The 12,577-nt window shown below is 67.9% G+C and carries 12 protein-coding genes; 10 read left to right on the forward strand and 2 right to left on the reverse strand.

Translation table 11 applies throughout. The annotated features are described in order from the left end of the window. Positions 1-23: 23 nt before the first annotated feature. Positions 24-518, forward strand: coding sequence for an SRPBCC family protein (locus A5752_RS22550; protein ID WP_067090506.1), 495 nt, complete (start codon positions 24-26; stop codon positions 516-518). On the opposite strand, the gene A5752_RS22555 is transcribed toward A5752_RS22550, so the two are convergent. Continuing rightward, complete coding sequence (locus tag A5752_RS22555) at positions 515-2,020, reverse strand: carboxylesterase/lipase family protein (protein ID WP_231983485.1); 1,506 nt, start codon at positions 2,018-2,020, stop codon at positions 515-517. The two genes, A5752_RS22550 and A5752_RS22555, sit on opposite strands and share 4 nt — an antisense overlap. 31 nt (positions 2,021-2,051) lie before the next feature. Here A5752_RS22555 and ypfJ point away from each other — a divergent pair, with 31 nt between their 5' ends. From ypfJ to A5752_RS22580, 5 genes are all read left to right on the forward strand, one after another. Next, complete coding sequence (ypfJ, locus tag A5752_RS22560) at positions 2,052-2,945, forward strand: KPN_02809 family neutral zinc metallopeptidase (protein WP_067090467.1); 894 nt, start codon at positions 2,052-2,054, stop codon at positions 2,943-2,945. Further along, positions 2,932-4,584 (forward strand): DUF885 domain-containing protein, encoded by a 1,653-nt coding sequence (locus A5752_RS22565; protein WP_067090469.1) that lies wholly within the window; start codon positions 2,932-2,934, stop codon positions 4,582-4,584. Before ypfJ ends, A5752_RS22565 begins: the two co-directional genes overlap by 14 nt. A 40-nt stretch (positions 4,585-4,624) precedes the next feature. Further along, positions 4,625-5,299, forward strand: a complete 675-nt coding sequence (locus tag A5752_RS22570; protein ID WP_067090471.1) for an MBL fold metallo-hydrolase — start codon at positions 4,625-4,627, stop codon at positions 5,297-5,299. A 69-nt stretch (positions 5,300-5,368) separates the two neighbouring features. Further along, positions 5,369-6,115, forward strand: a complete 747-nt coding sequence (locus tag A5752_RS22575; RefSeq protein WP_067090474.1) for an SDR family oxidoreductase — start codon at positions 5,369-5,371, stop codon at positions 6,113-6,115. A gap of 12 nt (positions 6,116-6,127) precedes the next feature. Then, positions 6,128-6,955 carry a mycofactocin-coupled SDR family oxidoreductase gene (locus tag A5752_RS22580; RefSeq protein WP_067090477.1) on the forward strand — a complete coding sequence of 276 codons (828 nt, stop codon included), beginning with the start codon at positions 6,128-6,130 and terminating at the stop codon, positions 6,953-6,955. An 84-nt stretch (positions 6,956-7,039) separates the two neighbouring features. Here the strand turns inward: A5752_RS22580 and A5752_RS22585 are convergent, their stop codons facing one another. Continuing rightward, positions 7,040-7,924: an acyl-CoA thioesterase gene (locus A5752_RS22585; protein WP_067090480.1), complete on the reverse strand. Its 885-nt coding sequence runs from the start codon at positions 7,922-7,924 to the stop codon at positions 7,040-7,042. A 77-nt stretch (positions 7,925-8,001) separates the two neighbouring features. Here A5752_RS22585 and A5752_RS22590 point away from each other — a divergent pair, with 77 nt between their 5' ends. From A5752_RS22590 to A5752_RS22605, 4 genes are all read left to right on the forward strand, one after another. After that, positions 8,002-8,652, forward strand: coding sequence for a TetR/AcrR family transcriptional regulator (locus A5752_RS22590; protein WP_067090482.1), 651 nt, complete (start codon positions 8,002-8,004; stop codon positions 8,650-8,652). A 110-nt stretch (positions 8,653-8,762) separates the two neighbouring features. Beyond that, positions 8,763-9,986, forward strand: a complete 1,224-nt coding sequence (locus tag A5752_RS22595; protein ID WP_067090485.1) for an amidohydrolase family protein — start codon at positions 8,763-8,765, stop codon at positions 9,984-9,986. A gap of 73 nt (positions 9,987-10,059) precedes the next feature. Beyond that, the gene (locus A5752_RS22600; RefSeq protein ID WP_067090488.1) at positions 10,060-11,208 is read left to right on the forward strand and encodes an acyl-CoA dehydrogenase family protein; all 1,149 of its coding nucleotides are present in this window, start codon (positions 10,060-10,062) and stop codon (positions 11,206-11,208) included. Continuing rightward, positions 11,205-12,461, forward strand: coding sequence for an acyl-CoA dehydrogenase family protein (locus A5752_RS22605; RefSeq protein ID WP_067090491.1), 1,257 nt, complete (start codon positions 11,205-11,207; stop codon positions 12,459-12,461). The genes A5752_RS22600 and A5752_RS22605 overlap by 4 nt, the downstream gene beginning before the upstream one ends. Positions 12,462-12,577: the final 116 nt, after the last annotated feature.

A 12,577-nucleotide genomic window follows, 5' to 3' on the forward strand; every position in this document is an offset into this window, starting at 1 on the left:
ACTGTCCTCTACTGTGTGTGGTCATGCACCCGTGTGAACGCGTCGACCTGGGGTTCATCGAGACCGCGCCGTTCCGGTTCGTCAGCACCGTCGAGCTCGCGATCACGCCCGAGCAACTCTTCGAGGTGCTCGCCGATGCAGAGTCCTGGCCGCACTGGGCCACGGTCATCACCGAGGTGACGTGGACGAGCCATGAGCCGCGCGGCGTGGGCACCACCCGCACCGTGAAGATGCGTGGCGGCATCGTCGGCGACGAGGAGTTCCTCGCGTGGAAGCCCCACAGCCACATGGCTTTTCGGTTCAATGAGGCGTCGACCGGGAGCATCGCGGCGTTCGCCGAGGATTACCGGGTGGTGCAGACGCCGCAGGGCTGTCACCTGACGTGGGTGATGGCGATGAAGCCCAACGGCGTCGCCGCGCGGCTTGGGATGTCGCTGGGCAAGCCTGTGATGGGCGCGATGTTCCAGAAGTTCCTCTACAACCTGCGCGACTACTCCGCCAAGCGCTTCGCGACCTAGTACAGCCCCGCCCAGGCCTCTCGTCGCGCGGCGTCGGGATCGAAGACGACGGTGTCGCGCGCGGACAGGATGATCCGGGTGCAACGCCGTTCGGCGTCATAGGCGGGCCAGTCGTGTCCATTGGACCAGTGGATCTCACCGCTGTCCCACCCCTGAGCCGCAAAGTCGAGCCACGCCCGTTGCATGCGCCGACCGACCGCCGGCTGCAGCCGCCGCCCGAGCGGATGGATCCTGCGCCCGAGATACGAGGTGTAGCTGTGCTGAATGTGCACGATCTCGCTGCCGTGCGTGGCGCCCAGGCCGAGCATGCGCAGGCTGAAACCGAAATGGTCGAAGCGGTACATGTGGGTCGGGGCCTGACCGCTGTAGGCATCGGCGAACGCCCACGTGGGACCGCCGAACATCACGTCCGAGGCGAACGCCAGCAGGGCGCTTCGGCGCGGGTAGCGGGGATAGGCGGCCAGCACGCGCTGTTTGGCGTCGGGCGCGACGCGGGCGAAGTAGGCGTCCACGGCCGCCGCGGTGGTGGGCAGCATCGGGGGTTTACCCCAGGCGAACATCGATGCTTCGTGGCTGTTTGTTCCGATGATCAGCGGCACCCGCCGCATCGCCCCGGCGCGCGCGGCATCCAGCGGATGACGCGGGAGTAGGTCGACGCCGTGGGTCAGCCCGTATGCCAACGTCGGGGTGGCGGCGGCACTTTCCAGCTGCAGCCTGCCCGCCGCGCGACGCAGTTCACGCTGCGGTAGCCCTTTGACCTCCGAGACCGGCACGCCGAGCCGCCGCACGAACTCGTGGGCCCGCTGGGCCCGGGACTCTCGGTCGGCGATCAACGGCAGCGCCGGGCTCTGCGCGATCGCGCGGCTGAACAGACCCTCGGCCGCGGGGCTGGCGAGCAGCGCGAGCACCGACGTGCCGCCCGCGGACTCGCCGAACACCGTCACCCGCGACGGGTCGCCTCCGAACGCCGCAATGTGGTCGCGGATCCACCGCAGCGCGGCGATCTGGTCACGCAGGGCGAGGTTGTCGTCGAAGCCGTCGCCCAGATCGCCGAGCTCGAAGCCGCCGAAGACGCCGATGCGGTAGGTGATGTTGACGACGACCACGTCGCCGTTGGCCGCCAGCCGCGAGCCGTTGTACAGCTGAAACTGACCGGCACCGAAGACGAATGCGCCGCCGGGGATCCACACCATCACCGGTAGCGACGCGCTGGTGTCGGGCGACCACACCGTCAACGTCAAGCAGGCCTCGTCGCGGACCTTGGGGTCGTCGCGACCGCCGCCCACGAACGACTTGCCCTGCGGCGGCAGCGGCCCGTGCTCGACCGCGTCACGCAAGCCCGTCCACGGGCGCTTCGGCTCAGGAGCGCGGAAGCGCCGTTCCCCCACCGGCTGCTCGGCGTAGGGCACACCGCGCCACACCCCGACGCCGCCCTCGGTCGTGCCGCGCAGATCACCGAGGCCGGTGTGGACGACGACCGAATGTCCGACAACGGTGGCCACGGGCGAATCGTAGTGTGCAAAGCTGAACGCCATGACCTTCAACGAAGGTATGCGGATCGACACCAGCACGACCTCGTCCAGCGGTGGCGGAGGCGGCCCCGGCCGGGGCATCGCGCTCGGCGGCGGCGTCGGTGGCCTGCTCGTCCTCGTGGTGGCGCTGTTCCTCGGCGTCGACCCCAGCTCGGTGGTGCCCCAGCAGGGCCAGTACGACAGCCAGGGCGTCGAGTCGCCCGGCTTCGACCTCAACCAGTGCAAGACCGGCGCGGATGCCAACACGATCCCCGAGTGCCGGGTGGTCGCGACCGGCAACTCGCTCGACGGGATCTGGCCCCAGCTGCTGCCGGACTACACACGCCCGCGCGTCAGGCTCTTCACCGGAAGCGTCGACACCCGGTGCGGCCCGGCCACCAGCGACGTGGGGCCGTTCTACTGCCCGGTGGATCAGACCGCGTATTTCGACGTCGACTTCTTCAACGTCCTGCGCGACCAGTTCGGTTCCAGCGGTGGGCCGTTGGCGCAGGAGTACGTCGTCGCCCACGAGTTCGGCCACCATGTGCAGAACCTCACCGGCGCACTGCGGAACTCGCAGGGCCCCGGCGCGGCGGGACCCACCGGCGGCGGAGTCCGCACCGAACTGCAGGCCGACTGCTACGCCGGCGTCTGGGCGCACTATGCCGCGATCACCAAGCAGGAGGGCACCGACGTCACGTTCCTGGAGCCGTTGACGGACAAGGACATCGCCGACGCGCTGTCGGCCGCGGCATCGGTGGGCGATGACCGCATCCAGCAGCAGGCCACCGGTCGGGTGAACCCCGAGGCGTGGACGCACGGGTCCGCGGCGCAGCGGCAGAAATGGTTCACCGAGGGCTACCGCACCGGTGATCCGAAGGCGTGTGACACATTCTCGACGAATGACCTCGGGTAGGACACCCACGGCCGTCGACGCCGTCGCCGAACGATATCTGGACACCCTCGCCGAACTCGACCCCTGCGCTGCAACGGATATGGGCATCGCGGGTCACGACGAGGAGATCACCGACTACTCCCCCGAAGGCGTCGCCGCGCGTGCCGACGCCGCACGCCGCACGTTGCGCGAACTGTCCGAGGTGACACCCACCGACGCTGTCGACGAGGTGACCGTCGCCGCGATGCGCGATCGCCTCGGCATCGTGGTCGAGCTCAACGACGCCGGGCTCGACGTCGGTGAACTCAACGTCATCGCCTCTCCCCTGCAGTCGATGCGCGACGTGTTCGACCTGATGCCGACCGACACCGACGACGACTGGGCGGTGATCGCGCGCCGGCTATCGCGGCTGCCCGACCGTGTCGCCGGATACGCCGAGGCGCTGCGCGCCGCGGTGGCCGACGGGCATCCGCCGGCGGTGCGCCAGGTCGTGCGCGGTATCGACCAGGCCGCGAGCATCCAGCACCTGCTCGTCGACATGGTCGCGAACGCCGTCCCCGAGAACGCAACGCTGCACGACGATCTGCAGCAGCACGCGGCCAACGCCGCCAACGCCTATCGGGAGCTCGGCAGGGTCCTCGGCGACGACATCGCCCCGTATGCGCGCGCCGAGGACGCCGTGGGCCGCGACGTGTACCGGTTGTGGTCGCGGTCGTTCCTGGGCGCCGAGGTCGACTTCGACGAGACGTACCAGTGGGGTTTGGAGCTGCTGGAAAGCATTGTCGCCGAACAGGAAAAACTCGCCCAGCAGTTGTATCCGGGGACGTCGGTCGCCGACGCGCTGCGGCGCCTGGACACCGAGGAGCGTTATCTCGTCCACGGCGTCGACGCGCTGCAGGCCTGGATGCAGGACCTCTCCGACCGCGCGGTCGATGCGCTCGCCGACACGCATTTCGAGATCGCCGAATCTCTGCGCCGGCTGGAGTGCCGGATCGCGCCGACCCACACCGGCGGCATTTACTACACCGGGCCGTCGGAGGACTTCAGTCGTCCGGGCCGGATGTGGTGGTCGGTTCCGCACGGCGTCGACACCTTCCACACCTGGCAGGAGACGACGACCGTGTTCCACGAGGGCGTGCCGGGACACCACCTGCAGATCGGCCGCGCGGTCGTGCGCGCCGACCAGCTCAACCGGTGGCGGCGACTGGGCTGCTTCGTATCGGGCCACGGTGAGGGCTGGGCGCTGTACGCCGAACGGTTGATGGCCGAGCTCGGGTGGCTCGACGACCCGGGCAACCGCATCGGAATGCTTGATGCGCAACGTTTCCGGGCCGCACGCGTGGTCATCGACATCGGCGTGCACTGCGGGATGACCGCACCAGACGGCGCGGTGTGGGACGCCGAGAAGGCGTGGAATTTCCTGGTGTCACACAGCGCGATGAACGAGGAGCACCTGCAGTTCGAGCTCGACCGCTACCTCGGGTGGCCGGGTCAGGCGCCGTCGTACGCGATCGGCCAGCGGATCTGGCAACGGCTGCGCGACGACGTGGTGGGCCGCGGCGTGTCGCTCAAGGAGTTCCACGACCGCGCCTTGGACCTGGGCGGGTTGCCGCTCGATGTGCTCCGCTCCGCGCTGACGCGCGATTTCGCCTCCGGCTGAGCCTCTTTCGTCGCACGTTCACACGCCCTAGCGTGGATGCATGGAGTCCGTGACCGTCACGCCGAATCTGACCATGCTCGTCGTCAACGGATGGCAGGTCTACGCCTGGCGCGACGGTGACTCGGTCACGCTGATCGACACCGGGGCGCCGGGTTCCGGCGCCGCGATCGCCGAGGCGGTACCCGGAATCGACCGGATCGTGTTGACGCACGGGCACGTCGACCACATCGGCTCGGCGGCCGAACTGCACAGCACGACCGGGGCTCCCGTCGTGGCCGGCGCCGGTGACGCCGCGGCCATCCGCGACGGTGCGCCGCTGCCGCCACCGGTTTTCGAGGACTGGGAAGTGCCGATCCACGAGCGCGTCGCCGCGGGATTGCCCGATGCGGCCGACCCCGTCCCCGTCGACCGAGAACTGCGCGACGGCGACATCCTCGACTTCGGCGGCGGCGCGGAGGTGCTGGCGATACCGGGGCACACCGAGGGCAGCATCGCGATCCACCTTCCGCAGCACGGTGTCCTGCTCACCGGGGACACCATCGCCAATGTCGGAACGCTCATGCTCGGCACCTTCAACCAGGACCGCGCCTGCACGGTTGCGTCGTTCCGCCGGCTCGCCGCCCTCGACGTGGATACGGCGTGTTTCGGACACGGCGAGCCGATCATCTCCGGTGCCGGCGCCCGGCTTCGGGAGGTCGCGGCCGCGTTGACCTGACGCGAAACCGAACCGCCCCCATCCAAAACGCCCGGCGGGTACCGTCACCCGTGGCCGAAGGAGACACCCATGCGCGTCGCAATCGCTGGAGCAACGGGAAACATCGGCGCTCGCACCGCCGCCGCGCTCGAACGCGACGACCACGAGGTCGTCCGCATCAGTCGCTCACTCGGTGTCGACCTGATGTCCGGGGAGGGACTGGACGCCGCGCTCGCCGGAGTGCAGGCGGTCGTCGACACGGTCAGCGCACCGCCGATAGACCGCGACCGCACCATCGAGTACTTCGGCACCACCACGCGCAATCTGCTGGCCGCCGAGCAGCGCGCGGGTGTCGGCCACCACGTCTTGTTGTCGATCGTCGGCATCCATGACGTCGAGGGCAATCCGCACTACGCGGGCAAGCGGGAACAGGAGCGGCTCGTCGCCGAGGGACCGGTGCCGTGGACGGTCGTGCCCGCTACGCAGTTTCACGATTTCGCGGCCATGGTCGCCGGCTGGTTCGAACAGGACGGGGTGTCGGCCATCGCACCTCTGCTCGTGCAGCCGATCGCGCCCGACGACATCGCGCAGGTGCTCGCCGAGGTCGCCGTCGGAGCGCCGCAGGGCCGCCATGTGGATGTCGCCGGTCCGGAAACTCAGGATCTGGTCGACATGGCACGCCGGACACTGGCGGTGAGGGGGCAGCAACTGAAGCTCGTTCCGACCTGGTCGGGCATGTTCGGGCTGTCGATGGCCGGAAATGTGTTGCTACCGGCCGAGAATGCCCGCATCGCCCCGACGACGTTCGACGACTGGCTCGCCGCCGGCGCCAACTGATCAGGAGACCCGATGACGAATTCCGACACCCCGCTCGCCGGGAAAGTGGCGTATGTGACCGGCGCCGCCCGCGGCCAGGGCCGCCAGCACTGCGTGCGCCTGGCGCGTGCCGGGGCCGACATCGTCGCGATCGACGCGTGCGGACCGGTCGCCGAACACAACGGTTACCCGCCGGCGCTGCCCGAGGACCTGGCCGAGACGGTGAGCCTCGTCGAAGGTGAGGGCCGCAAGATCGTCGCCGACCGGATCGACGTCCGCGATCTCACAGCACAGCAGCGGATGGTCGCCGACGCGATCGAACAGTTCGGCCGCCTCGACATCGTCGTCGCCAACGCCGGTGTGATGAATTGGGGTCGGCTGTGGGAGATTTCGGCCCAGCAGTGGCAAGAGGTGCTCGACGTCAACCTGACCGGCGTGTGGAACACGATCAAGGCCGTCGTCCCGCCGATGATCGAGGCGGGCAACGGCGGGTCGATCATCACAATCAGCTCGGCCGCCGGCATCAAGGCCGTCCCCGGCTGTGGCCACTACTGCGCCAGCAAGTTCGGCGTCGTCGGGTTGACCAACTCGCTCGCGGTCGAGCTCGGCGAGTTCGGCATCCGGGTCAACTCGGTGCATCCGTACGGCACCGACACCCCGATGGGCAACGACACGTCGATGTGGCAGATCTTCGCCGACCATCAGAACTACATCCACAGTTTCTCGCCCGGCGCGCTGTCGACGGAGTCGTTGGCGGACCCCGATCTGGTCTCCGACATCGTGGTGTGGTTGGCCAGCGACGCGTCGTCTCTGCTGACGGCGGCCCAAATCCCCGCCGACAAGGGCTATCTCAAGATTTGATCCCGCGAGCAGACGCGAAACTGCCTTTTTTTCGCCGCAAAACGGACAGTTATGCGTCTGCTCGCGGTGGTTTACTGCGCCGAACTACAGGCGGGACTGCTGCTTGATCGCCGTATCGGTGGTGCGCAGCGGGCGGATCAGCGCGTCCTGGGTGAACGACGCGATCAGCTCACCCGCCTCGGTGTGCACCGTGCCGCGCACATAGGACATCCCCGCGCCGACCTGGGTGCTCTCGTGTCCGTACAGCAGCCATCCGTCCCATTCGAACGGCTCGTGGAAGCTGACCGAGACCGTCATCGGCGCGGTCGACACGGTGATGTGCGACTGCGCGGTGCCGATACCTTCGTGGGCGCGCATCGTCGTCGAAATGCCAAGGTGCCCGGTGAGGTACGCGACCAGCGCCTTGGACAGCTCGTCGCGGTCGGGGGTCATGTCGTAGTGCACCCAGGCGTACAGCTCCGGCGGGCCGACCTCGTCGGGGCTGTTGACGTCGACCACGTCGACGAGCCGAATCTCTCTTCCCGGCATGGCCATCCCGGCGTCGTTGGCCTCCGACGGCGCCTTCACCTCGGGCCGCGGAACCGCGTGGCGGATGACGTCCTCCGTTGGCACGTCGGTCAGCACGGTGATGGTGATGCAGCGCTTTCCGTTCTGCTTGGCCGCGACGACAGCCGTTGCGGTGGAACGGCCTTCGTTGACGACGTCGATCTCCAACTCGACCGGACCGGCCGCGACCATGACCGCCCGCGAGAACACCGCGTGCACCGAACGCACCGACTTGCCCTCGAACCGCTTGGCCACCGCCACGACGGCCTGTGCGAGCACCTGCGTGCCCTCGACCACCTGTCGGTCGTCCTCACCGGCGGGCCCCGTCTCGGCGATGAACCGGTTCTCCCCGTCCGGCCGGACGTCGAACAGGTCGAGCATGGTGTCGACGGTCCACTGCTGTTGCGCTGAGTCAGTCGTCATGACAAGGAACAGTAACCGAGCTTCTGCAAAAGCGGTAACGTCGTTACCAGTCAATCCCGAGCCGGAAGGTGGCGACCATGGCCAAGCCGAGCGGACGAGCGGCCGCGGGCGCCACACGCACGGCCGAGTCCGCCGACGCCGATCCCCGGCCCAAGCGCTTCATGAAGTCGGCATTGGCCATCCTTGGCGAGACCGGGCGCACCGACTTCACCGTGCTCGAGGTCGTCGAGCGCTCGAAGACGTCGCTGCGGTCGTTCTATCAACACTTCTCGACCAAGGACGAACTGCTGCTGGCGCTGGTCGACAAGATCATGTCCGAGTCGACACGCCGGTGGCGCGAGGACACCGCCGACCTGCCGGCCCCCACGGCCCTGCGCGTCCTGATCGACCGCATCTGCACCCCGCCGGAGACCACCACCCAGGACAAGGTGAACCGCGGCCTGACCAACTACAACGACCGCCTCGCCGAGACGCTGCCGCGTGAGTACGCCCGGGTGCTCTCACCGGTCTTCGAGCTGATCAAAGACATCATCAACCGCGGCATCGCCGAGGGCGTGTTCCGCTCCGACATCGACATCGATGCCCGGGCCGCGCTGATCATGCAGTCGTCGCTGGGGGCGATTCGGCTGCAGGTGCTGGGCGCGGAGCTCAGCGGCGTGCCGGTCGGCGCCGACGACATCTACGACTTCTGCCTGAGCGGGCTCACCGGGTCCGGCAACCGGGCCTGACCTGCGCCGCGCTCGCCGAGAACCAGCCTCTCCAGGGCTGCTGTTTCTGCTGGTCCGAACGTGGTAATGTCATTACCACCAGCCGCCAAGCAGACTTCCAGGAGGCGAAAATGACACGCCAGCTGCCCTATCCGGTGTTCGACGCCGACAACCACTTCTATGAGCCCAAGGAGGCGCTGACCAAGTTCCTCCCGGACCACCGCAAGCACGTCATCGACTACATCGAGGTCCGCGGCCGCACCAAGATCATGGTGCGCAACCAGGTCAGCGACTACATCCCGAACCCCACGTTCGAGGTCGTCGCGCGGCCCGGCGCGCAGGAGGAGTACTTCAAGCACGGCAGCGGCGGCAAGAGCTTCCGCGAGGTGATGGGCAAGCCGATGAAGGCAATCCCGGCCTTCCGCGAGCCCGGCGCCCGGCTCGAGGTGATGGACGGCCTCGGCCTGGACTACTCGCTGATGTTCCCGACCCTGGCCAGCCTGGTCGAGGAACGGATGAAGGACGATCCCGAGCTCATCCTCGACGTCATCCACGCGCTCAACGAGTGGATGTACGAGACGTGGCAGTTCAACTACGAGGACCGGATCTTCTCCACCCCGGTGATCAACCTCGGCATCGTCGACCGCGCGCTCGAGGAACTCGAGTGGTGTCTGGAGCGCGGCACCAAGACGGTGCTCGTCCGGCCGGCCCCGGTACCGGGTGTGCGCGGCACCCGCTCGTTCGGACTGCCCGAGTTCGACCCGTTCTGGGACGCCTGCGTCAAGGCCGGCATCCCGGTGTCGATGCACGCCTCGGATTCCGGATACGCCGAGTACCTCAACGACTGGGAACCCGCCGACGAGTATCTGCCGTTCAAGCCGACGGCGTTCCGGATGGTGTCGATGGGCAAGCGACCGATCGAGGACTCCATGGCCGCGCTGGTGTGCCACGGCGCCCTGACCCGCAACCCCGATCTGCGCATCCTGTCCATCGAGAACGGCGCGGACTGGGTGCCCTACCTGTTCAAGCAGTTCGAGGGCGTCTACAAGAAGATGCCGCAGGAGTTCCCCGAGAATCCGATCGAGGCGTTCAAGCGCGGGGTGTATGTCGCGCCGTTCTGGGAGGACGACTTCGCCAAGATGGCCGACCTCATCGGGGTCGACCGGGTGATCTTCGGTTCGGATTGGCCGCACCCCGAGGGGCTGGCCGAGCCGACGCACCTGATCGACGACCTGCAGGGCCTCGACGAGGAGGGCCAGCGGAAGGTCATGGGCGGCAACATGATCGAGTTGTTCAAGGTGCCCAACGAAATCGTGCACAACCCGGACGTGCCCGCGCTCGTCATCCCCGCCTGAGCCCAGGCACCGTCGCGAAACGTGCGTGTCGGTCGTCGACACGCACGTTCGCACGATTACGAAAAGAGAGCCCGTGACCGACAGCGCGAACAATGGCGCGAATCCCGAGGTGCTGCTCTTCGCCTCGACGACGCAGTCCTTCCTCTCGAAGGAAGTGCCGCTGAGCCGGATACGCGAGATGCACGATGCCGGAACCACATTCGACGTCGACTGGTGGCGTCGGGCGGTCGAACTCGGCTGGACCAGCCTGCTGGTGCCCGAGGAACTCGGCGGCGGCAGCGTCTCCGGCAACGGCGTCAAGGATCTGGCGCTGGTCGCCGAGATCGCGGGCAAGACCGTCGCTCCCGGTCCGTTGCATCCGGTCAGCACCGTCCTCGCGGGACTGGTCGAGGCGTCCGACGGCCACGAGGATGCCATCGAAGCGTTGATCGCCGGCGAGTCGATCGCCACTTGGGCCGTGTACGAGCCCGGGCAAGCGTGGTCCCCCCTGACTCCGTCGACCACCGCGACCGCGACGGCCAGCGGGTTCCGTATCGACGGTGTGAAGGACCGCGTGGAGGCCGGTGCGGACAGCGGATTGTTCCTGGTGACAGCGCAATCCGACAACGGTGTCCGGCAGTTCCTGGTGCCTGCGGACGCGCCGGGTGTGAGCGTGGAACCGCAACGCTCGATCGACATGGTCAAGCGCTACGCGCGCGTGCAGTTCGACGGTGTCGAGGTCGACGGCGGCACGGCGGTCGGCACCGCCGAGCAGACGCCGGAGTTGATCGAGCGACAGTCTCAGATCGCCGCCGTGCTGCAGTGCGCCGAGGTGATCGGCATCCTGGACACGGTGCTGGCCTTCACCATTCAGTGGGGTTTCGACCGGCACAGCTTCGGCCGTCCCCTGGGTTCGTATCAGGCGCTCAAGCACAAGTACGCCGACCTCAAGATCTGGTTCGAAGGCTGCCGCGCCACCACCAACGCCGCGGTGGCCGAGGTGGCCGCGCGCAGCCCGGCTGCGGCGATGGCCGTCAGCGTCGCGAAATCCTATGTGGGCGAATACTCTCCGGGCATGTTGCAGCTGTGCGTGCAGTTGCACGGGGGCATCGGGGTGACGTGGGAACACGATCTGCACCTGTTCCTGCGGCGGGCCACGCTGTACCGCTCGCTGTTCGGCACCCCCGAGGACCACAATCTGCGCGTCTACTCGCTGACCAAGGATTCGGAGCAAGCGTCATGACCGAGACGACATCCGCCCCGGCCACCACCGCGGAGTCGGTGGAGGAGTTCGCCGCCCGGGCCCAGGCCTGGCTGGCGGAGAACATGCCGTCGATCGATCCGAACAACCCACCCGAGCACGATCGCGGCGAAGAGGAGCCGTGGCACCGGGCGCGGGAACTTCAGAAGCGGTTGTGGGAGGGCGGATTCGCCGGGATCTGCTTTCCGAAAGAGTACGGCGGGCTCGGCTTGCCGATCGCCTACCAAAAGGCGTTCGACCAGGTGTCGCGCTGCTACGAGATGCCGGTCATCCTCAACACCCCGACGTTCACGATCTGTGCGGCCACCATCCTCGACACCGGCAGCGAGGAGCAGAAGCGTCAGCACATCTCCGCGGCCCTGCGCGGCGAGGAGGTGTTGGTCCAGCTGCTGTCGGAGCCGAGTGGCGGCTCCGACCTGGCCGGTGTGATCACCCGCGCCGACCGCAAGGGCGACAAGTGGGTCATCAACGGCGCGAAGACCTGGAGCACAAGCGCTTTCGCCGCCGACTACGGGTTGATGCTCGCGCGCACCGACTGGGATGTGCCCAAGCACGAGGGCCTGACCATGTTCCTGGTGCCGATCGACAGCCCCGGGATCACCTTGCGCCGCATCAAACAGGTCAACGGGTCGGTCGAGTTCTGCGAGGAGTTCTTCGACAACCTCGAGCTCGACGACGACGCCGTCGTCGGTGAGGTCAACGCGGGCTGGCACGTGGCGTCGCGCCAGCTCTACCACGAGCGACGCGCGGTTGGCGGTGGCTCCGAGTTCGCGAGCGGCATCGGCGCGGAGGGTAAGTCCGATGTGCCGATCAACTACGTCGACCTGCTGGAGAAGGTCGGGCAGCCCGACAACGAGCGTCTCCGCGCGATGGCCGGCCGGGCTCTGGTGCACCGGGCCGTCCGCGAACAGTTGATCGACCACGTGTACCACGGGGTCCTCGACGGTTCGCTGCCTCCGGCGGCGGGATCGATCATCCGCATCGCGCACGCCGACATCCACCATCTCGAGTTCGACACCGCCCTGGCCATCACCGGCAGCGCGGGCGTCGTCGACGTCGACGGTGACCTGATCCGTTACGGCGAGCGGTATCTGGGCCGACAGGCGGCCGCGCTCGGCGGTGGTACCACCGAGATCGCACGCAACATCATCGGCGAGCGCGTGCTGGGCTTCCCCCGCGAACCCGCCGCCGATCGCGGCGTGCCGTTCAAAGAGGTCAAGCGCAACCGGGGCTGAGTCCCTCCGCGAGCAGACGCAAAACTGCCTCAAATGCGGGGCGGTTTCTAGTGCTCTAAGCAACAGCTGTCGGTGTGGACGGGTTGGAGAGTAGTTCGTCGAGTGCTTCGGCCCGC

Source organism: Mycobacterium sp. 852002-51961_SCH5331710 (assembly GCF_001665535.1).
GTDB lineage: Bacteria > Actinomycetota > Actinomycetes > Mycobacteriales > Mycobacteriaceae > Mycobacterium.